The organism is Pseudomonas sp. W22_MBD1_FP4, from assembly GCF_052113765.1.
In the GTDB taxonomy this organism is placed as follows: domain Bacteria; phylum Pseudomonadota; class Gammaproteobacteria; order Pseudomonadales; family Pseudomonadaceae; genus Aquipseudomonas; species Aquipseudomonas sivasensis.
The window spans coordinates 1-19,333 of sequence record NZ_JBGQOI010000022.1; the positions used below are offsets into that span (position 1 = coordinate 1).

Genomic DNA, 19,333 nt, shown 5'->3' on the forward strand with positions numbered 1-19,333 from the left:
CCCTCCCACAGTTTGAATGTGTGAATACATTCAAACTGTGGGAGGGGGCTTGCCCCCGATGGCGCTAGACCAGCCACCGCCAAACTCAGGGATAACCCAGAACCCGCTTGATCTGGTCGAGATTCACCTCGATCCACCCCCGATCAATCGCGCCCCAGTCGCGAATCCGATAGTGCCCGGCATGGTTGCGGGCGCCGTCTTCCTGTTCGAATTCACACACGATATCCAGGTCAGCCAACGCCGCAATCGTGTCCTGCGCCGTTCGCCGGGGCATACCGGTGACGTCGGTCAGCGCCGGCACACTGCTGGCGAGCCCGCTGTCGATCAGGTACGCCACGTACAGGCGGCGGTAGAAGCTGCTTTTGGTCTTGCTCACATCCATGGTCAGTCGCCTTGTGCGGTCAGGGCTTGCCCTGCAGGTCGCGATACGTGAGGTACACCCGCAGGTCGAATTCCACCTGGTGGTAGCCCGGCATCATGTAATCGCAGAGTTTATAGAACGCCTTGTTGTGGTCCGATTCCTTAAAGTGCGCCAGCTCGTGCACCACGATCATGCGCAGAAATTCCGGAGCGGCGTCCTTGAACAGCGAAGCAATGCGGATCTCTTTCTTGGATTTGAGGTTGCCGCCCTGCACCCGCGAAATCGTGGTGTGCAGCCCGAGGGCGCGGTGGGTCAGATCCAGGCGGTTATCGAACAGCACTTTGTCGATCGCTGGCGCATTGCGCAGGTGTTCCTGCTTCAACGCCAGTGCGTAGGCGTACAGGGCTTTGTCGCTCTGCACCGCATGACGCTCGGGATAACGCTGCTCCAGGTAAGCGCCCAACTGGTCCTTGGCGATCAGTTGACGTACTTGCTCCTGGAGGGCTGCGGGGTAAGCCTGGAGGTATTTCAGCGCGGTCATTGAGGTCTGCAACAGGGTTCGAATGGGCGCCAGTGTAGCGAATTCAGCGCAGGCGGGCGCGTGACCAGTCGACCACTTCGTCGGCCATCAGTGGGTGCGCCGCCCACGGTCCCTGGATAAATGGGCAGCCATGGGCTTTGAGCCACTGAGCTTGCACCTGGGTTTCCACACCCTCGGCCACCACCAGTACGTCAAAATGCCCGCACAGTTCGATAATGCTGCGTGCCATCGCTGCGTCCCTCACCGACCCCGGCAGGCGCGCGACTAATTGCGGATCGAGTTTGAGGGTGTCGAACTCCAAGTCACGCAGATGCGCCAGGGAGCATTGTCCCGAACCAAAGTCATCCAAAGCGATGCGCACCCCGATTCGGCGCAGTAACTTGAGCTGCTTGGTGGCCTCTTCCAAGCTACTCATCAGGCAATCCTCGCCGATTTCCACCTCCAACTGCCCAACCTGAAGCCCATGTCGCTCCATCACCTGCTGCAACTGGTTAGCCAGGTTGGGCATATTGAACTGGCTGCTACTCAGGCTGACGCTCAGCACCAATTCATCGTCGAAGGTGCTTTGCCACACCTGACGCTGGGCAGCGACCTGTTGATAAATCCACGCGCTCAGCTGGCTGATCAGTCGCGCTTCCTCCAGCAGCGGTAAAAACAGCCCAGGCGGTACATCGCCGACGCTGGGGTGTTGCCAACGCAATAACGCCTCGACACCGCGCAGGCGCCCATCAGCCAGAGAGACCTGAGGCTGGTAGACCAGGGTGAAATCCTTGTTTTGAATGGCCGTACGCACGCTGTCTTCGAGCATCAGCCGCGAGCGCGCGCGGCCGTTCATTTCCTGGTCGTAATAGCGATACTGCTGACGGCCCGCGCGCTTGGCTTCGTACATGGCGATGTCGGCCGCACGCAGCAAACCATTCAAGTCCGAACCGCAGTCCGGGAAGGTAGCAATGCCAATGCTCACGCCGAGCATCACATCCAAACCGTCAACCTGCTGACAAACAGAGACTCGTTCGATCAGTTTTTCCGAAATTTTTGCCGCCTGCTCTGGGAATTCCAACTCCAGCAGCGCAGTAAATTCATCACCGCCCATGCGGCCGATAATGTCGTAGGAGCGCAAGCCGCCCTGCAATTGCTCCGAAACCCAGCGTAAAACCCGGTCGCCCGCATCATGGCCCAAAGAATCGTTGACGCGCTTGAAACCGTCGAGGTCCAGGTACAGCAACACCAAGGACTGCTCTGTGCGCTCACTGCGCAACAGCGTGTTTTCCACAGCCTGGTGGAAGCCGCGTCGATTCAGCAGCCCGGTCAGCGGGTCGGTAACGGCTTGGAATTCCAACTGCTGATGCAGGTGGCGCACTTCGGACATATCCAGCACCGTCACCACCATGGCCTTCTGTTCGGCGGGCAGCGGCGCGCATGACAACGCCGCCGGCACCTGCTGGCCACGGCCGGTGCGCAGAAGCGCATCGTGCAGGCGCCAGGTTTCGCCCTTGCGGTAACCGGCGTACATCTGCGAATCCAGCCACGTGGGCACATGGGGCTTTTGCATGAAACTCAGGAATTCCTGGCCCTGCAACTCTTGGATCGGGGCATTGAGCAGGCGCGAGATCGCCGGGTTGGCGTATTCGATCACGCCCTCCTCACTCACCACCAGGATGCCCTCGGCGGCGTTATCCAACACCGAGGCATTAAAGGCCCGGGCTGACTCCAGATCATGGCTCAGGCGCTGCAAGGCCCGGCGAATGCGCTGGTGCTCCAGCAACGCCTGGACCTTGGGCTTGAGAATATGCGGGTCGAAGGGTTTGAACAGGTAGTCGATGGCGCCACTGGCATAGCCTTCCAGCACGGCGGCGGGCGACTGGGCGTTGGCACTCAGGAAGATAATAGGGGTCATGCGTGTGCGCTGGTTGCCACGCATCAGGCGGGCGACTTCAAAGCCGTCCATGCCGGGCATCATTACATCCAGCAATACCAGGTCCACTTCATGCTGCAGCAGCACCTCCAGAGCTTCCAACCCGGATTCCGCGGTGACCACCTGCCAGTCATCACGTTGTAGCAGCGCACGCATGCTGATCAGGTTTTCCGGGTAGTCATCGACGACCAGAAGAACCGAACTGCCATCGCCATGAGGTGGAGCGCATTCCATGCTGGGTCTCTTCCTTAGGTCTACTCCGGTCACTTCTGAGAGAAAACGCGGATAAACATTGAGGGCTCACTCTAGCCCTGGATACTGAAAATCAGAAGTGACGTGGATGCCATCATTGCGCCAAAGTTCACTCAGCCGACTAACGGTCAACCTCTACAGCCCACGGTTCATGGGAAACATGGCTTTTTGGCATTCATTTGGCGCCAATAAATTGCCAGCAAATGTTTAACAACAGGCCGGCCACCGCCTATAAAGAACCTGTAAGGCCCACGGGCCAAAGCCTTCACCCCCTGTAAAAGGCCAACGCCATGATCGACCTCTCCACTTGGAACCTGAGCATTCCGGTCGGCTCGCCCCCCGCGACTATCGACACCCCAAAGCTGCTCAGCGGCTTCAACGACCAGTACTTCCAGGCCGAAGGCAGCAACGTGCAGTTCTGGACACCCGTCACCGGCACCCGCACCGAAAACGCCATCTACCCACGCAGTGAGCTGCGCGAAACTTACGCCGACGGGCGCTTGCGTAACTGGACCTACCCCGAAGCCGACAACTTCCTGCGCGCCACCTTGGCCGTGAACCAAGTACCGTCCAGCGGCAAGATCGTCATCGGCCAGATCCACGCCTATGACAGCCAAAAACCGCTGATCAAGCTCGAATACCAGTTCAAGGAAAAGACCCAGACCGGCAACATCGTCGCCAAAGTGCGCATGCGCCCGGATGAAGGTGAAAGCCGCGTGGTCATCGTCGCGTCCAATGTGCCGCTGGAGAAAAGCTTTACCTACGTGATCAACCTCAACAAAGCCGGGCTGCTGAGCGTGTACGCCGCCGACAGTGAGTGGAACGAGCGCATTGGCGCAGCGTGGGGCAGCAAGCCGCTGTACTTCAAGGCCGGCGCGTATGTGCAGGACAACAGCGGGGACAGCAAGGAAGGCGCGAAGGTGACGTTTGCGAAGTTGGATATTGATCACGAGTGAGGCGTGACCCAACGTTTTCGCGATATCACGCATAGCCAAATCATCTTGAAAACTGTCAGGCCTCACAGTCGCCAAGATTAACCTATTGGGGGAATCTAACGCCCATAACCGTGGGCCTCCCCCATGGATCTGGAGTCTTGAGATGCGCATCTCAATGAATGACATCCGTAAAAAACTTCAATCGACGAAGAAATTCAAAATAGACGTCCGCCTGAGCGATAGCTCCGACGAGACCGATGAAGGAGAAGACCCAAGGTTCGACGATAAAAAAGCAGAGCTGACTTACTATCGCTCAGCAGGCGTGTACCGGACCGTCAACCTCAGGACATAAAGACCATTGAGCCGATCAGCGATAACACAAAGTCATCGAACCCTTTGGATTACTGAGCCCGGCATAAACTCGGCAGGTGTTTTCTGTTGCCCCAAGGATGATTCACTGACATCCCCAGCCTCTTAAACAATGCACCAGCTCCTGCGGTAAGGGCACTTGCTACCGCCGGAAGCCGCTGCGCAGTCCAACCGAAGCGCCCTTCCCACACGCAGTTTTCTGTTCGCTCTCTCGATTGACAGCCAACTAATCCGGCCCTTTTTGAATCGATAGCCCATCCGCTATTAACGACCTGCATCTCCCGCTACCTGGACCATCAAGGCGTGGCTGCCTTATAACAGGTGGAGGGCTGGAATTCGCACTAACATACATAGCAAAAAGTCATAAAAAACTGTTAATTATTACAGGTTTCAAAACCATTATTTCAATCCAAACTAATTATCACAAGATGGAAAAAAGGTTTATGCAGCGAACACGCCATCCTGACAAACCATGGCGTCCACCCACTAGTTAGAGCAACATTAAATATCACTTACCCGTACAACTTTGTTGTTCGAAAAAACAAGGAGCATTCAAATGAGCGTCATTACCCCTATCATCGAAAAAATAAACGGCTCTACAGTATCGCCAAGCGCTACAACTATCGTTAACCGCTCTTTCGAAGTCGAAGGCATTGGCTTTCCAAATGGGGAACTAGCGGTACGACTGGGCGCTGCCAGCAGCACGCCAGTGAAAACGATAAAAATCTCAGCGAATGGAACATTTTCAGATAGTGTAATGGCCTCAATCTCAGGCCCTGTTACTTTGACGCTCACTGAAACTGATGCGACCCCGAAACAAGTCTCGATAAATCTTGATATTCAGAAAAAAATCATTGAGAACTTAGTCAATGAAGAATTGAGATTCGCCCTTAATCAAGAATTTGTTACCAATAACAACTTTAAATTCATACACGAGGGCAACATTGAGCGATCTTTCAGCAAATCCATAGAAGCCATGACCACGACTAACCTTAGAAAACATGTAATTAGTGACATTCAGCGCGAAGCACTCTTCGGGCCTAAAGTCTATGTTTTTAGATCAGAGCAGGCCGTGGCCGCATCGGTAAAAATTTCTTTGCGAGGAACAGATGATGTCCCTCTCAATTTCAACAAAATGAGTTTTTCATATATCGCTGTTGGCCCTTTGTCATTCGAATGGTCGGATGGCAAAACCACTACCCCCATAAAAGCAGCAACAGAGGGTTTGGACCGGTTTACCTTCAGCACTTTAAACATGGAGCATATTGTTATAAGGAGCAAGCCAACGGCCTCATTCTATTTTGTAGCAGGAAACTTTGAAGCGGAGCCTGTATAACGTCCAAAATCAGCTAAATATAACAACCCGTCTCACGACGGGTTGTTATATTGCACAACTACAGGACACCGTAAATTTCATGCCCGCGAGCGAGGCTCCAACGAACATTACGCTTGGTCATCAAAAACCCGCATCGCCACGGGTTTATTCACGCCTGAGGCTCAATTCACCTTAGCGTTCAACTCACCTTTCAGGTAACGCTGGTACATCGCTTCCAGCGAGATCGGCTTGATCTTCGAGCCGTTGCCGGCAGTGCCGAAGGCTTCGTAGCGAGCGATACACACATCACGCATCGCGGTTACGGTGGCGCCGAAGAATTTACGTGGGTCGAATTCGCTCGGGTTGGTGGCCATCAGGCGACGCATTGCGCCGGTGGACGCCAGGCGCAGGTCGGTGTCGATGTTGACCTTGCGCACGCCGTGCTTGATGCCTTCAACGATTTCTTCAACCGGTACGCCGTAGGTTTCTTTGATGTCGCCGCCGTACTGGTTGATGATCGCCAGCCACTCTTGCGGGACCGAGGAAGAACCGTGCATCACCAAGTGGGTGTTAGGGATGCGCTTATGGATTTCCTTGATGCGGTCGATGGCCAGTACGTCGCCGGTAGGCGGCTTGGTGAACTTGTAGGCGCCGTGGCTGGTGCCGATGGCGATGGCCAGGGCATCGACCTGGGTCTTCTTGACGAAGTCAGCGGCTTCTTCCGGATCGGTCAGCATTTGGCTGTGATCAAGCACGCCTTCGGCGCCGATGCCGTCTTCTTCGCCGGCCATACCGGTCTCCAGAGAACCCAGGCAGCCCAGTTCGCCTTCAACCGAGACGCCGCAGGCGTGAGCCAGGGCTACGGTTTGCTGGGTTACGCGCACGTTGTATTCGTAGTCGGTTGGGGTCTTGCCGTCTTCGCCGAGGGAGCCGTCCATCATCACCGAGCTGAAGCCCAGTTGGATGGAGCGCTGGCACACGTCAGGGCTGGTGCCGTGGTCCTGGTGCATGCACACCGGGATGTGCGGAAACTCTTCGATTGCGGCGAGGATCAGGTGACGCAGGAATGGAGCACCGGCGTATTTGCGGGCACCGGCCGAAGCCTGGACGATCACTGGGGAGTCGGTCTTGTCAGCGGCTTCCATGATGGCGCGCATCTGCTCAAGGTTGTTGACGTTAAAGGCTGGGACGCCGTAGCCGAACTCGGCTGCGTGGTCCAGCATTTGACGCATGCTGATAAGTGCCATTGTGTTGTCTCTCCCGGTCGAGGGTCGTTAATCGTGCAAGCCTGCCGTAGCGGCGGCTGCTATTCAAGTTATTGCCGGTCAGGTTTTGCATGCCTGGCCTGCTGAATCGTTATTGCAGTGTCCGGCTCGCCATTTGGAACCGAATCAATGTGGGAGGGGGCTTGCTCCCGATAGCGATCTATCAGTCGCTGACTTCGGTGACTGACCCACCGCAATCGGGAGCAAGCCCCCTCCCACATTTGGATCTCAATACATTCGAGACCGTGTTCTGTTTACTGGGCCTTGCAGCCCCGCCCGATCAAATCGTCGGTGGCAACCCAGTAAACCAGGCCTTCCTCACCTTTGGTGTGAAACGCCAACTGGTCGTTGCTGTACAGCACGCCCGAAGCGGCAACGTCCTGTTTAAGGCGGTAAACCTGGTCGGAACCGCCGAGGCGTACATCCACCTCGCTACGGGCCTGGTTGGCAAATCGCCAGTTGACCTCGGCCTTGCTGTTGCAGGTCCAAGTGGTCCACTTATCGGCAGGCTCTGCCTTGTTGAACATGTTCATGCTGCTGCAACCGGCCAATAGGGCCAGGGCTGCCAGGGCGAAAACGCCTTTCATTGCCAATCCTCGCAGCGGCGCCAGAGGCCGCCGATGCTGTCGGTTAGTTGATCAGACCCGTCAAGGGCAACCCTGTTCCTGACCGTTGGGCGCGGAGTCGTATTTCTCCAGCCGTTCGTTGCCGATGCGCTTGTTGATCACCGGCATGGTCTCGGCTTGCCAGTCAGCCTGGTAGCAGCTCTTTTTCTGCACAGGCAACGGCTTTCCAGCCTCCTGCGCCGCGCTTGGCGTGCTGCCGCAGCCGGCCAGAAGGCCCGCTGCGATCAACAGTGCCAACGACTTGATCATGGGAATGCTCCTTTTCCTGATCACGGGCCTTAGCCTTTGGCTCGAGCTTCCAACACTTCAACGGCGGGCAGCACTTTGCCTTCGACGAATTCAAGGAACGCGCCGCCACCGGTAGAAATGTAGGAGATACGGTCAGCCACACCATATTTATCGATGGCCGCCAGGGTGTCGCCACCGCCGGCGATGGAGAACGCCGAGCTTTCAGCGATGGCATTGGCCAGCACTTTGGTGCCGTTGCCGAACTGGTCAAACTCGAACACGCCGACCGGGCCGTTCCACAGAATGGTCTGGGAAGCTTTCAGCAGTTCGGCGAAGTTGGCTGCGGTTTGCGGCCCGATGTCCAGGATCATGTCGTCGGCAGCCACGTCAGCGATGAGCTTGACGGTGGCGGCGGCGCTTTCAGCGAATTCCTTGGCAACCACCACGTCTACCGGCAACGGCACACTGACCTTGGCAGCGATGGCGCGAGCGGTATCCAGCAGGTCCGGTTCATACAGGGACTTGCCCACCGGGTGGCCGGCTGCGGCCAGGAAGGTGTTGGCGATGCCACCACCGACGATCAATTGGTTGCAGATCTGGCTGAGGCTGTTGAGCACGTCCAGCTTGGTGGACACCTTGGAGCCAGCCACGATGGCAGCCATCGGCTGAGCCGGTGCGCCGAGGGCCTTGCCCAGTGCATCCAGTTCAGCAGCCAGCAGCGGGCCAGCAGCCGCAACCTTGGCGAACTTGGCCACGCCGTGGGTGGAACCCTCAGCACGGTGAGCCGTACCGAACGCATCCATCACAAATACGTCGCACAGGGCTGCGTATTGCTGGGCCAGTTCGTCGCTGTTCTTTTTCTCGCCTTTGTTGAAGCGCACGTTTTCGAACAGCACGATGTCGCCGGCCTTGACGTCAACGCCACCCAAGTAGTCAGACACCAACGGCACTGTGCGGCCCAGGGCCTCACTCAGGTAATCGGCCACAGGCTTGAGGCTGTTTTCTTCCGAGAACTCACCTTCGGTCGGACGACCCAGGTGGGAGCAGACCATTACGGCCGCGCCTTTTTCCAGGGCCAGCTTGATGGTCGGCAGCGAAGCCCGGATTCGCGCATCGCTGGTGACAACACCGTCCTTGACTGGGACGTTGAGGTCTTCGCGAATCAGTACGCGCTTACCTTGCAGATCGAGGTCGGTCATCTTCAACACGGTCATGGGTCGCAGTTCCTGAATTGACTTATTTAAAGGGCAGGTTTTGATGAGGCAACGTGCAGATAGTGTTCTGCAACATCCAGCATGCGGTTGGCAAAACCCCATTCGTTATCGAACCAGGCCAGGATATTCACCAGCCTCGGGCCGGAAACGCGGGTCTGGCTGGCATCGACAATTGCCGAATGCGGGTCATGGTTGAAGTCACAACTGGCGTGGGGCAACTCGGTGTAGGCCAGTAAGCCTTTGAGCGGGCCGCTGGTGGCGGCATCGCGCAGAATCCGGTTGACCTCCACCGCATCGGTGTCGCTGACGGTTTGCATGGTGATGTCCAGACAAGACACGTTTACCGTCGGCACCCGTACGGCTTTGGCCTGAATTCGCCCGGCAAGTTCCGGCAGCAGGCGTTCGATGCCACGGGCCAGGCCGGTGGACACAGGAATTACCGACTGGAACGCCGAACGCGTACGGCGCAGGTCTTCGTGGTGATAGGCGTCGATCACTGGCTGGTCGTTCATCGCCGAGTGGATGGTGGTGATCGATACGTAATCGATGCCAATCGCCTGATCCAACAGGCGTAACAGCGGCACGCTGCAGTTGGTGGTGCAGGAGGCGTTGGACACCAGCAGCTCATGGCCGGTCAGGCAATCCTGGTTGATGCCGTAGACGATGGTGGCGTCGACATCCGCCTCGCTGGCCATTGGCTGGGAAAACAGCACACGCGGCGCGCCGGCGTCGAGAAAACGCTGGCCATCGGCGCGGGTGTTATAGGCACCGGAGCATTCCAACACCAGGTCGACGCCCAGCGCCGTCCAGTCGATGCCCTCGGGGGTGGCACTGCGCAGTACTTTTACGCAGTCGCCTTTGATATGCAGACAATCGCCCTCAACCCGCACTTCGCCGGGGAAGCGGCCGTGGGTGGAGTCAAAGCGTGTCAGGTATTCGATGCTGGCCATGTCGGCCAAATCGTTGATCGCGACAATTTCAAACCCGGCTGCCGCCCCTCGCTCGAACAGAGCACGCAAGACGCAACGACCAATGCGGCCGTAGCCGTTGAGTGCAACTTTGTAGGGACGCGGTTGGGGCATGGGGTTCTCGATCAAGGTTAGTTCGGTGCTGAATGCACTATCGCCATCGCGGGCAAGCCCGCTCCCACATTAGACCGCGATCCAAATGTGGGAGCGGGCTTGCCCGCGATAGCGCCAGTTCAGACAACGCAGACTGACTTAGTCTTCCAGCAGCTCTTCAGCCTGACCCAGGATGTTTTCCAGGGTGAAACCGAACTCTTCGAACAAGGCTGGAGCCGGCGCCGACTCACCGTAGGTGGTCATGCCGATCACGCGACCTTCCAGGCCCACGTACTTGTACCAGTAGTCGGCGTGAGCCGCTTCGATGGCGATACGCGCGCTGACCTGCAACGGCAGGACCGATTGCTTGTAGCCGGCATCCTGGGCTTCGAACACGCTGGTGCACGGCATGGACACAACGCGCACGTTACGGCCTTGGGCAGTCAGCTTGTCGTAGGCCTGAACGGTCAGGCCCACTTCGGAACCGGTGGAGATCAGGATCAGCTCCGGCTCACCCACGCAGTCTTTGAGCACGTAGCCGCCACGGCTGATGTCGGCGATCTGTGCGTCGGTACGCACTTGGTGCTGCAGGTTCTGACGGGAGAAGATCAGCGCCGAAGGGCCGTCTTTACGCTCGATGGCGTGCTTCCATGCCACGGCGGATTCCACCGCGTCGGCTGGGCGCCAGCAATCCAGGTTCGGCGTGGTGCGCAGGCTGGTCAGTTGCTCGACCGGCTGGTGCGTCGGGCCGTCTTCGCCCAGACCGATGGAGTCGTGGGTGTAGACATGGATCACACGCTTCTTCATCAGCGCAGCCATACGTACCGCGTTGCGCGCATATTCCATGAACATCAGGAAGGTTGCGCCGTAAGGCACCAGGCCGCCGTGCAGGGACACGCCGTTCATGATGGCGCTCATGCCGAACTCGCGCACGCCGTAGTACATGTAGTTGCCGCTGGCGTCTTCGGCCGAGACACCTTTGCAACCTTTCCACAGGGTCAGGTTGGAACCGGCCAGGTCAGCCGAACCGCCGAGGAACTCAGGCAGCAGTGGGCCAAAGGCGTTCAGGGTGTTCTGGCTGGCTTTACGGCTGGCGATGGTCTCGCCCTTGGCCGCGACTTCGGCGATGTAGGCCGAGGCTTTTTCCGAGAAGTCGGCAGGCAGGTCGCCAGCGAGGCGGCGAACCAGCTCATTGGCCAGCTCTGGGAATTCGGCGGAGTAGGCAGCAAAACGCTGGTCCCACTCGGCTTCGGCCGCCAGGCCTTTTTCCTTGGCGTTCCATTCGGCGTAGATGTCGGCCGGAATTTCGAACGGGCCGTGGTTCCACTTCAGCGCTTCACGGGTCAAGGCGATTTCCGCGTCACCCAGTGGGGCGCCGTGGCAGTCTTCTTTACCTTGCTTGTTCGGCGAACCGAAGCCGATGGTGGTCTTGCAGCAGATCAGGGTCGGCTGCGCGCTCTTGCGAGCGGTGTCGATGGCAGTCTTGATCTCTTCCGGATCGTGGCCGTCGACATTGCGGATCACCTGCCAGTTGTAGGCTTCGAAACGCTTAGGGGTGTCGTCGGTGAACCAGCCTTCGACTTCGCCGTCGATGGAGATGCCGTTGTCATCGTAGAAGGCGATCAGCTTGCCCAGGCCCAGCGTGCCGGCCAGCGAAGCGACTTCGTGGGAAATGCCTTCCATCATGCAGCCATCACCCAGGAACACGTAGGTGTGGTGATCGACGATGTCGTGGCCAGGACGGTTGAATTGCGCGCCCAGGACTTTTTCAGCCAGTGCGAAACCTACAGCGTTGGCCAGGCCTTGGCCCAGGGGACCGGTGGTGGTCTCGACGCCTGGGGTGTAGCCGAACTCAGGGTGACCCGGAGTGCGGCTATGCAGCTGGCGGAAGCTCTTGAGGTCATCGATGGTGACGTCGTAGCCGGTCAGGTGCAGCAGCGAGTAGATCAGCATCGAGCCGTGGCCGTTGGACAGCACGAAGCGGTCACGGTCGGCGAAGGACGGGTTGCTCGGGTTGTGTTTCAGGTAATCACGCCAAAGTACCTCGGCGATATCCGCCATGCCCATCGGGGCACCGGGATGGCCGCTGTTGGCTTTTTGCACGGCATCCATGCTGAGGGCACGAATGGCGTTGGCACGCTCACGACGGCTGGGCATCGCTGTTCTCCTAAGGATTTTGAAGAGTGAATGATTAAAAGAAACGGAAAAAAGGACCGGCATTTTCCCTCAGCCACCGCCTGCGGGCAATGACAGATAGTCACTTGTGGCTGTTTTTCCTGTGCTTTGCGCGGCAATCGCCTGCATTGACCGCCTACTTGTTCGTCTAAAAGTTATAGCGGCTGCTTATAACCGCCACTTATCGATCAATATCAAAACTTTTTGATATTGACCTTGCGAGGATATCCACCCGTCACTAGACTGCTGCCCTTATGAATCTACCCGTGCCCTCACTGCGTCCCGACGACGGCGATGAACTGGCAGCCTTGTGCAAGGCCGCTGGCGACCCGTTGCGTCTGAACGTCTTGCGCGCACTGGCAAACGATTCCTTCGGCGTACTGGAACTGGCGCAGATCTTCGCCATCGGCCAGTCCGGCATGAGCCACCATTTGAAGGTGCTGTCCCAGGCCGACCTAGTGGCCACACGCCGCGAAGGCAATGCAATTTTTTACCGCCGCGCCCTGCCCCACACCGACCTGCTCGGCGGCAAGCTGCACGCCTCCCTGCTCGAAGAAGTCGACAACCTGAGCCTGCCAACCGACGTACAGTCGCGTATCGGCCAGGTTCACGGGCAACGCGCAGCGGCGAGTCAGGATTTTTTCGCACGGGTGGCTGAGAAGTTTCGCGCGCAGCAAGACTTGATCGCCGGCCTGCCGCAGTACCGCGACAGCGTGCTGGCGCTATTGGACAAGCTGAGCTTCAGTGATGAGGCGACCGCGTTGGAAGTCGGGCCTGGGGACGGCGGTTTTCTGCCGGAGTTGGCGCGCCGCTTTCATCAGGTAACCGCGCTGGACAACAGCCCGGCGATGCTCGAACTGGCGCGCCAGTTGTGCGAGCGTGAATCGCTGCGCAATGTGACCCTGCAACTGGCTGACGCTTTGAGCGGCACACAGATCAAAGCCGACTGCGTGGTGCTGAACATGGTCTTGCACCATTTCGCCGCCCCCGCCGACGCGTTAAAGCAAATGGCCGGGTTGCTGCACCCCGGCGGTAGCCTGTTGGTTACGGATTTATGCAGCCACAACCAGAATTGGGCCAGGGAGGCCTGCGGTGATCTCTGGTTGGGTTTTGAACAGGACGATCTGGCCCGTTGGGCCACCGCTGCGGGGCTCGTTCCCGGGGAAAGCCTCTATGTAGGCTTACGTAATGGTTTCCAGATCCAGGTTCGCCATTTTCAGCGACCGGCTGGCGACACTCACCATCGGTAATATCAGGAAAACATCGAGATGAGCGAATACTCCCTTTTCACCTCCGAGTCCGTGTCTGAAGGGCATCCGGACAAAATCGCCGACCAGATTTCTGATGCGGTGCTGGACGCCATCATTGCTGAAGACAAGTTCGCCCGTGTGGCGTGCGAGACTCTGGTGAAAACCGGTGTAGCGATCATCGCTGGCGAAGTGACCACCACCGCCTGGGTTGACCTGGAGCAGATCGTCCGTGACGTGATCACCGACATCGGCTACACCAGCTCAGACGTCGGCTTCGACGGCGCGACCTGCGGCGTGATGAACATCATCGGCAAGCAGTCCCCAGACATCAACCAGGGTGTCGACCGTGCCAAGCCGGAAGACCAGGGTGCCGGCGACCAAGGCCTGATGTTCGGCTATGCCAGCAACGAAACCGACGTGCTGATGCCTGCACCGATCACTTTCTCGCACCAGTTGGTACAGCGCCAGGCAGAAGCCCGCAAATCCGGCCTGCTGCCATGGCTGCGCCCGGACGCCAAGTCCCAGGTGACCTGCCGCTATGAAGGCGGCAAAGTCGTCGGTATCGACGCTGTCGTATTGTCGACCCAGCACAACCCGGACGTGTCCTACGCCGACCTGCGTGAAGGCGTGATGGAGCTGATCGTCAAGCACGTACTGCCGGCCGAGTTGCTGAGCAAAGACACCCAGTTCCACATCAACCCGACAGGCCAGTTCATCATCGGTGGCCCGGTGGGCGACTGTGGCCTGACCGGTCGCAAGATCATCGTCGACAGCTACGGCGGCATGGCTCGTCACGGCGGCGGCGCGTTCTCCGGTAAAGATCCGTCCAAGGTTGACCGTTCGGCCGCTTACGCAGGTCGTTATGTGGCCAAGAACATCGTTGCTGCCGGCTTGGCCGAACGTTGCGAGATCCAGGTGTCCTACGCCATTGGTGTGGCCCAGCCTACGTCGATCTCGCTGAATACCTTCGGTACCGGCAAGATCAGCGACGACAAGATCGTTAAGCTGGTGCGTGAGATCTTCGACCTGCGCCCTTACGCGATCACCACCATGCTCGACCTGCTGCACCCGATGTACCAGGAAACCGCAGCCTACGGCCACTTCGGCCGCACCCCGGAGCAGAAGACCGTCGGCGACGACACCTTCACCACCTTCACGTGGGAAAAAACCGACCGCGCCAACGACCTGCGCACCGCCGCCGGCCTGTAAGCACGCGTTGCACCCAAAAGCCCTGCCGGGTTCGCCCGGCAGGGTTTTTTATTGCCTGCGCGATCACCTTCACATTTTTTGGATCCAAACCTTGCAGGCCCAATGATGGCCCTCTAGAATCCGCGCCCTCTCGGGCCCTCTACCTTATTTGGATATTGCCCTGCGCCAGCCCGGGATAGACACGCGCGCAGGCAATCGAACATTGAGGTTTTTCATGCGCATCTCCACGCTCGCCCCTGCTGCCCTTCTGCTCAGCCTGTTCGCCTTGCCGGCCCACGCCGCCGACCTGAGCGCACTGAGTGGCGCCCTGAGCTCCCAGTTGGGTGGCGGTAACTCCGGCGACTGCCAGAAGCAAGCCGCAGACCTGCAAACCAAGATCGATGCGGCCGAAGCCAGCAAAGACACCTTCAAAGTGAAGGCCTTCAAAGCGGCGCAAGACCAGATCAACAAAGGTTGTGACAAACTGTCTGAAGCCCAGGCCAAAGCCGATGCCAAGCAGCAAACCCAGGAAGCCAAGGCTGACAAGCCGGATGCCGTGAAAGCCTTGGGCGGTTTGTTCAAGTAAGCAGAAACACCCGGTAAAAAGCCCCGCACTGTCGGGGCTTTTTTGTGGCCGGGAGGTTCATTTAGGCTGGGCACCCTTTCCGAGCAAGGATGCTCATGATGCGTTTACTGATTGCTCTGTCACTCAGCGCGTTGCCCTTTTTTGCATGGGCCGAAGCCTGTACCGATGAGGCCAGAACCCAGGTCGACACCCTGGCCGAACAGGTCCGTCTGTGGGACGACAGCTACCACCGCCTCGGCCAATCACCCGTCCACGATGAACTCTACGACCAAGCCCGCCAGCGCCTGGCCCATTGGCGCCAGTGCTTCCCTCAAACCCTCGCAAAACCTGACAACCCGCTGGCCGGCGCTCGGGGCACCTTCCGGCATCCCGTTGCTCATACCGGCCTGGAAAAACTGCTGGATGAACAGGCCGTCGGTGCCTGGCTCGATAGCCGACAAGACGTGTGGATTCAACCCAAGGTCGACGGGGTTGCAGTGACGCTGGTGTATCGTCAGGGCCGGCTGGAGCAAGTGATCAGCCGCGGCGATGGCGCACTTGGTCAGGACTGGTCCGCTTCCGCCCGCAGGATCCCCGGCATTGTCCAGCAACTGCCGGAGCCTATCGACGTGGTACTGCAAGGCGAGCTCTATTGGCGCTTGGACGACCACGTGCAATCGACCACTGGTGGGCTCAATGCCCGCAGCAAGGTGGCTGGCCTGATGAACCGTCGACAGCTGAGTGACGCCGACGCCGCTGGTATAGGCCTGTTTGTCTGGGCCTGGCCGGACGGCCCAAGCGTATTTACCGAGCGCCTGGCCACCCTGGCACGATGGGGTTTCACCGACAGCCTGCGTTACAGCCAGCCCATCCGAACTCTCACCGAAGCCGCGCACTGGCGCATGTATTGGTACAACCACTCACTGCCCTTCGCCAGTGATGGAGTGGTGCTGCACCAAACATCACGAGCGCCCGGCAAACGCTGGCAAGTCAGCGCCCCCTACTGGGCGGTCGCCTGGAAGTACCCGACTTCCAAGGCGTTGGCTCTGGTACGCAAGGTGCAGTTCAAGATCGGCCGCACGGGGCGCATCACCCCCATTCTGGAGTTGGAGCCGGTGCGGCTGGACGATCGGCAGATCCGCCGGGTCAGCGTCGGCTCCTTGAAACACTGGCAAGCGCTGGATATTCGCCCTGGCGACCAAGTATCCATCAGCCTGGCGGGCCAGGTGATCCCTCGGTTGGACCACGTGATCCTGCGCAATCCCACGCGGATCGACCTGCCAGTGCCCGACCCGCGAGACTTTCACGCCCTGAGTTGCTGGCAACTGGACCCAGGCTGCGAAGAACAGTTGCTCGCACGCCTGACCTGGCTGAGCAGCAACCAGGGCCTGGCGTTACCGCACATGGGGCGCGAGACGTGGAACGTATTGATCCAGGCCGGTCTAATCGCAGGCTTTCTCGATTGGTTAACCCTGGATGCGGCAGAGCTTGCTAACATTGATGGCTTGGGTGAGCGCAGCCGCACCCGACTGCTCGACAGCCTTCACAGCGCTCGGCAACGACCCTTTGCACAATGGCTAAAAGCCTTGGGTGTGCCGCCTGCGGCCCGCAGCAACCTGGAAGGAAACTGGCAGACACTGGTTGCCAGAGACACCCAGGCCTGGTTGGAGATCGATGGCATAGGTCCGGCTCGTGCAGCGCAACTGAGCGCTTTTTTTCGCGACCCGCAGGTACAGTCCTTAGCTGAAACATTACGTGTGGCCGGAATAGACGGGTTTTGAACGCGCCCCCAGCCACCTTTAAACCACCGCAGAATTCACCCTGCCCTTTGCGAATCTGGAGCCCCACATGAAATTCCTCGCCCCTTTTGCCCTGCTGACCGTCGCAAGCTTCATGGCCACGCCGCTGCTGGCCGCCGAAGAAGCCACCCAACTCACCGGCTGCGCCGCTAAGCGCCAAGCCATCAGTACCCAGATCGAACAAGCCAAGGCCCATGGCAACAGCGACCAACAAGCCGGCCTGGAAAAAGCCCTGAGCGAAGTCACCGCCAATTGCACCGACGCCTCGCTGAGGAAGGAGCGGGAAAACAAGGTGCTTGACGCCAAGCACGACGTCAGCCGCCGTCAGGCGGACCTCGACAAGGCAATGAAAAAGGGCGACGCGGAGAAGATCAACAAGCGTAAGGACAAACTTGCCGAGTCCCGCAAGGAACTGCAGGACGCCGTGGAAGAACTTGACCAGTAAAACCGGTCAGTGGTCCCGAAACTGTTTATGGCAGGCACTGCAGGCATCTTCGACTTTCTGTACGGCAGGGGAAAGGTTACTGGCCTTGTAGGGCTGCACTTGGCTGGCGATCACCAATTCACCGGTGGCCGCCTCCAGGTCGCGGGCCAACTGCTGGAATTGCGCTTGTTTTTGCCACACGTCATCCTTGGCGCTGGTGTGATCTTCCTCGCGCACGCTCGGAAAGTGTTTCCAAGGTTCATGGGACAACGCATCGAGCTTGACCGCGCCCTCAGCGAATTTCGCGCCGTCGAACGCAATGCGTCCGCGCAACATGCCGCCCAGGTCTTCGCCGGTCTTGAGCATCTGCTTGAAGATCGCCTTGCGCTGGCCCAAGGGCGAATTCGGATCAACACCGCCGCAGGCAGACACTGCCAGGCAGGCCAACAATACAACCGTCAATTTTTTAAAAGTCATGGTGGCTCAGGGTCACGGGAAACGGCGGCCAGTATCCTCGCCCCACCCGCAAAGACCAATAGCCCTATTAATAATAAGGGTTGCCCAACGGCGCTACGGCGCGGGCAACCGTTTCAGGAATTACATGTATGAGTCTCACATTGAAACCCTGGAGCCGCCGCCTGGCATGGGCTCTGCCGATGATTGCGCTGCTGGCCGGCTGCGACGCGGGCAAGGACACCGGCAAAGACACGGCCAAAGATGAAGTTGCCAAACCCCACGCCGTCGCCACCTATGTAAACGCACCTTGGGAAGCACTGCCGGCGGTGTCCGACAGCGACCTGCTGGCCGGCTTTGAGTCCTGGCGCAGTGCTTGCCAGCGCCTGAAGACCGACCCTGTATGGGGCGCGACCTGCGCGGCAGCGGCCAGTGTGCCGGGCAATGCTGTGGCGGTGCGAGGTTTTCTCAAGGAGCGTCTGGATGTGTTCGGCTTGCGCTCGTCCGACAACACCCCTAACGGTTTGATCACCGGCTACTACGAACCGGTCTACCCCGGCAGCCTGACCAAGACTGCCACCGCCCACGTGCCGGTGTATGGCGTGCCGGATGACCTGATCATCGTCAACCTGGAAAGCATTTATCCTGAACTGAAAGGCAAGCGCCTGCGCGGTCGTCTTGAAGGTCGCGTGCTCAAGCCTTATGACGATGCCAGCGCCATCAACGGCCAAGGCTCCACAGCTAAGCCGATCGCCTGGCTGACCAACCCGATGGACCTGCAATTTCTGCAAATCCAGGGTTCAGGCCGCATTCAATTGAAAGACGGGCGCCAACTGCGCGTCGGTTACGGCGACCAGAACGGCTATCCCTACCGCCCTATCGGCCGCTGGCTGGTGGAGCAAGGCGAGTTGAAAAAAGAAGACGTGACCATGGGCGCCATCAGCGCCTGGGCGAAGGCGCACCCGGAGCGAATCCCGGAACTGCTGGCGAGCAACCCCAGCTACGTATTCTTCAGTGCTCGCCCCGACAGCAACGAAGGCCCACGTGGCTCGCTGAACGTGCCGTTGACCGCTGGCTACAGCGTGGCGGTGGATCGCAAAGTCATCCCGCTGGGCAGCCTGCTGTGGCTGTCGACGACAAAGCCCGATGGTTCGCCGATCGTTCGACCGGTCGCGGCCCAGGACACCGGCGGTGCAATTACCGGTGAGGTGCGTGCGGATTTGTTCTGGGGCACCGGCGATGCGGCAGGTGAGCTGGCGGGAAACATGAAGCAGCAAGGGCAAATCTGGATGCTATGGCCCAAGGGCGCAGCGTTGCCGCAGGTGCCGGAGATACTCTAGATCAACTGTGGGGGCGGTTGGACTTGCCGCCCCTCACAAGTGGATCTGCGTCACGGC

General features: G+C 58.9%; 19 protein-coding genes. 9 read left to right on the forward strand and 10 right to left on the reverse strand.

All coding sequences use genetic code 11. The features are described from left to right. Window positions 1–85 precede the first annotated feature (85 nt). Genes ACEN2T_RS23655 through ACEN2T_RS23665 form a run of 3 tightly spaced genes read right to left on the reverse strand, consistent with a single transcriptional unit; the run spans window position 86 to window position 3,051 of the window. Window positions 86–382 carry a winged helix-turn-helix domain-containing protein gene (locus ACEN2T_RS23655; protein WP_032884042.1) on the reverse strand — a complete coding sequence of 99 codons (297 nt, stop codon included), beginning with the start codon at window positions 380–382 and terminating at the stop codon, window positions 86–88. A gap of 19 nt (window positions 383–401) precedes the next feature. Next, on the reverse strand, window positions 402–902 hold the full coding sequence (locus ACEN2T_RS23660) for a M48 metallopeptidase family protein (protein WP_032884043.1): 501 nt from the start codon (window positions 900–902) through the stop codon (window positions 402–404). Between the two features lie 43 nt (window positions 903–945). Continuing rightward, window positions 946–3,051, reverse strand: coding sequence for a putative bifunctional diguanylate cyclase/phosphodiesterase (locus tag ACEN2T_RS23665; protein WP_442117666.1), 2,106 nt, complete (start codon window positions 3,049–3,051; stop codon window positions 946–948). 308 nt (window positions 3,052–3,359) lie between these two features. Here ACEN2T_RS23665 and ACEN2T_RS23670 point away from each other — a divergent pair, with 308 nt between their 5' ends. The 3 genes from ACEN2T_RS23670 (at window position 3,360) to ACEN2T_RS23680 (ending at window position 5,709) form a co-directional block, all read left to right on the forward strand. Next, on the forward strand, window positions 3,360–4,025 hold the full coding sequence (locus ACEN2T_RS23670; protein WP_032884045.1) for a polysaccharide lyase family 7 protein: 666 nt from the start codon (window positions 3,360–3,362) through the stop codon (window positions 4,023–4,025). Between the two features lie 142 nt (window positions 4,026–4,167). After that, a complete protein-coding gene (locus ACEN2T_RS23675; protein WP_122681993.1) occupies window positions 4,168–4,356 on the forward strand; it encodes a hypothetical protein in 189 nt (62 codons plus the stop codon). 573 nt (window positions 4,357–4,929) lie between these two features. Next, window positions 4,930–5,709, forward strand: coding sequence for a hypothetical protein (locus ACEN2T_RS23680; RefSeq protein ID WP_442117667.1), 780 nt, complete (start codon window positions 4,930–4,932; stop codon window positions 5,707–5,709). A 161-nt stretch (window positions 5,710–5,870) separates the two neighbouring features. Here the strand turns inward: ACEN2T_RS23680 and fba are convergent, their stop codons facing one another. From fba to tkt, 6 genes are all read right to left on the reverse strand, one after another. Continuing rightward, window positions 5,871–6,935: a class II fructose-bisphosphate aldolase gene (fba, locus tag ACEN2T_RS23685; RefSeq protein WP_032884050.1), complete on the reverse strand. Its 1,065-nt coding sequence runs from the start codon at window positions 6,933–6,935 to the stop codon at window positions 5,871–5,873. Between the two features lie 272 nt (window positions 6,936–7,207). Next, on the reverse strand, window positions 7,208–7,540 hold the full coding sequence (locus tag ACEN2T_RS23690; protein ID WP_122681991.1) for an MliC family protein: 333 nt from the start codon (window positions 7,538–7,540) through the stop codon (window positions 7,208–7,210). Between the two features lie 60 nt (window positions 7,541–7,600). Beyond that, window positions 7,601–7,828, reverse strand: coding sequence for a hypothetical protein (locus ACEN2T_RS23695; protein ID WP_032884051.1), 228 nt, complete (start codon window positions 7,826–7,828; stop codon window positions 7,601–7,603). 29 nt (window positions 7,829–7,857) lie between these two features. Beyond that, a complete protein-coding gene (locus ACEN2T_RS23700) occupies window positions 7,858–9,021 on the reverse strand; it encodes a phosphoglycerate kinase (protein ID WP_032884052.1) in 1,164 nt (387 codons plus the stop codon). Between the two features lie 26 nt (window positions 9,022–9,047). Then, window positions 9,048–10,103, reverse strand: coding sequence for an erythrose-4-phosphate dehydrogenase (epd, locus tag ACEN2T_RS23705; protein WP_442117668.1), 1,056 nt, complete (start codon window positions 10,101–10,103; stop codon window positions 9,048–9,050). A 138-nt stretch (window positions 10,104–10,241) separates the two neighbouring features. After that, complete coding sequence (tkt, locus tag ACEN2T_RS23710) at window positions 10,242–12,239, reverse strand: transketolase (RefSeq protein ID WP_095185105.1); 1,998 nt, start codon at window positions 12,237–12,239, stop codon at window positions 10,242–10,244. 272 nt (window positions 12,240–12,511) lie between these two features. Here tkt and ACEN2T_RS23715 point away from each other — a divergent pair, with 272 nt between their 5' ends. The 5 genes from ACEN2T_RS23715 (at window position 12,512) to ACEN2T_RS23735 (ending at window position 17,504) form a co-directional block, all read left to right on the forward strand. Next, window positions 12,512–13,507: an ArsR/SmtB family transcription factor gene (locus tag ACEN2T_RS23715; protein ID WP_032884056.1), complete on the forward strand. Its 996-nt coding sequence runs from the start codon at window positions 12,512–12,514 to the stop codon at window positions 13,505–13,507. An 18-nt stretch (window positions 13,508–13,525) separates the two neighbouring features. Next, window positions 13,526–14,716, forward strand: a complete 1,191-nt coding sequence (gene metK / locus ACEN2T_RS23720; protein ID WP_032884058.1) for a methionine adenosyltransferase — start codon at window positions 13,526–13,528, stop codon at window positions 14,714–14,716. A gap of 214 nt (window positions 14,717–14,930) precedes the next feature. Further along, complete coding sequence (locus ACEN2T_RS23725) at window positions 14,931–15,281, forward strand: DUF1090 family protein (RefSeq protein WP_032884059.1); 351 nt, start codon at window positions 14,931–14,933, stop codon at window positions 15,279–15,281. Window positions 15,282–15,376: 95 nt separating this feature from the next. Beyond that, a complete protein-coding gene (ligB, locus tag ACEN2T_RS23730) occupies window positions 15,377–17,041 on the forward strand; it encodes an NAD-dependent DNA ligase LigB (RefSeq protein ID WP_442117669.1) in 1,665 nt (554 codons plus the stop codon). Between the two features lie 67 nt (window positions 17,042–17,108). Beyond that, window positions 17,109–17,504 (forward strand): DUF1090 domain-containing protein, encoded by a 396-nt coding sequence (locus tag ACEN2T_RS23735; protein ID WP_095185109.1) that lies wholly within the window; start codon window positions 17,109–17,111, stop codon window positions 17,502–17,504. Window positions 17,505–17,510: 6 nt separating this feature from the next. Here the strand turns inward: ACEN2T_RS23735 and ACEN2T_RS23740 are convergent, their stop codons facing one another. Then, window positions 17,511–17,960, reverse strand: coding sequence for a c-type cytochrome (locus ACEN2T_RS23740; RefSeq protein WP_032884063.1), 450 nt, complete (start codon window positions 17,958–17,960; stop codon window positions 17,511–17,513). A 128-nt stretch (window positions 17,961–18,088) separates the two neighbouring features. Here ACEN2T_RS23740 and mltA point away from each other — a divergent pair, with 128 nt between their 5' ends. Continuing rightward, complete coding sequence (mltA, locus tag ACEN2T_RS23745; RefSeq protein WP_179179789.1) at window positions 18,089–19,276, forward strand: murein transglycosylase A; 1,188 nt, start codon at window positions 18,089–18,091, stop codon at window positions 19,274–19,276. The last annotated feature ends 57 nt before the right edge of the window (window positions 19,277–19,333 follow it).

Bases quoted from the DNA above. Each gene is read 5' to 3' on its own strand.
- ACEN2T_RS23655 (WP_032884042.1), bottom strand. From the start codon at position 382: ATGGATGTGAGCAAGACCAAAAGCAGCTTCTACCGCCGCCTGTACGTG.
- ACEN2T_RS23660 (WP_032884043.1), bottom strand. From the start codon at position 902: ATGACCGCGCTGAAATACCTCCAGGCTTACCCCGCAGCCCTCCAGGAG.
- ACEN2T_RS23665 (WP_442117666.1), bottom strand. From the start codon at position 3,051: ATGGAATGCGCTCCACCTCATGGCGATGGCAGTTCGGTTCTTCTGGTC.
- ACEN2T_RS23670 (WP_032884045.1), top strand. From the start codon at position 3,360: ATGATCGACCTCTCCACTTGGAACCTGAGCATTCCGGTCGGCTCGCCC.
- ACEN2T_RS23675 (WP_122681993.1), top strand. From the start codon at position 4,168: ATGCGCATCTCAATGAATGACATCCGTAAAAAACTTCAATCGACGAAG.
- ACEN2T_RS23680 (WP_442117667.1), top strand. From the start codon at position 4,930: ATGAGCGTCATTACCCCTATCATCGAAAAAATAAACGGCTCTACAGTA.
- fba (WP_032884050.1), bottom strand. From the start codon at position 6,935: ATGGCACTTATCAGCATGCGTCAAATGCTGGACCACGCAGCCGAGTTC.
- ACEN2T_RS23690 (WP_122681991.1), bottom strand. From the start codon at position 7,540: ATGAAAGGCGTTTTCGCCCTGGCAGCCCTGGCCCTATTGGCCGGTTGC.
- ACEN2T_RS23695 (WP_032884051.1), bottom strand. From the start codon at position 7,828: ATGATCAAGTCGTTGGCACTGTTGATCGCAGCGGGCCTTCTGGCCGGC.
- ACEN2T_RS23700 (WP_032884052.1), bottom strand. From the start codon at position 9,021: ATGACCGTGTTGAAGATGACCGACCTCGATCTGCAAGGTAAGCGCGTA.
- epd (WP_442117668.1), bottom strand. From the start codon at position 10,103: ATGCCCCAACCGCGTCCCTACAAAGTTGCACTCAACGGCTACGGCCGC.
- tkt (WP_095185105.1), bottom strand. From the start codon at position 12,239: ATGCCCAGCCGTCGTGAGCGTGCCAACGCCATTCGTGCCCTCAGCATG.
- ACEN2T_RS23715 (WP_032884056.1), top strand. From the start codon at position 12,512: ATGAATCTACCCGTGCCCTCACTGCGTCCCGACGACGGCGATGAACTG.
- metK (WP_032884058.1), top strand. From the start codon at position 13,526: ATGAGCGAATACTCCCTTTTCACCTCCGAGTCCGTGTCTGAAGGGCAT.
- ACEN2T_RS23725 (WP_032884059.1), top strand. From the start codon at position 14,931: ATGCGCATCTCCACGCTCGCCCCTGCTGCCCTTCTGCTCAGCCTGTTC.
- ligB (WP_442117669.1), top strand. From the start codon at position 15,377: ATGATGCGTTTACTGATTGCTCTGTCACTCAGCGCGTTGCCCTTTTTT.
- ACEN2T_RS23735 (WP_095185109.1), top strand. From the start codon at position 17,109: ATGAAATTCCTCGCCCCTTTTGCCCTGCTGACCGTCGCAAGCTTCATG.
- ACEN2T_RS23740 (WP_032884063.1), bottom strand. From the start codon at position 17,960: ATGACTTTTAAAAAATTGACGGTTGTATTGTTGGCCTGCCTGGCAGTG.
- mltA (WP_179179789.1), top strand. From the start codon at position 18,089: ATGAGTCTCACATTGAAACCCTGGAGCCGCCGCCTGGCATGGGCTCTG.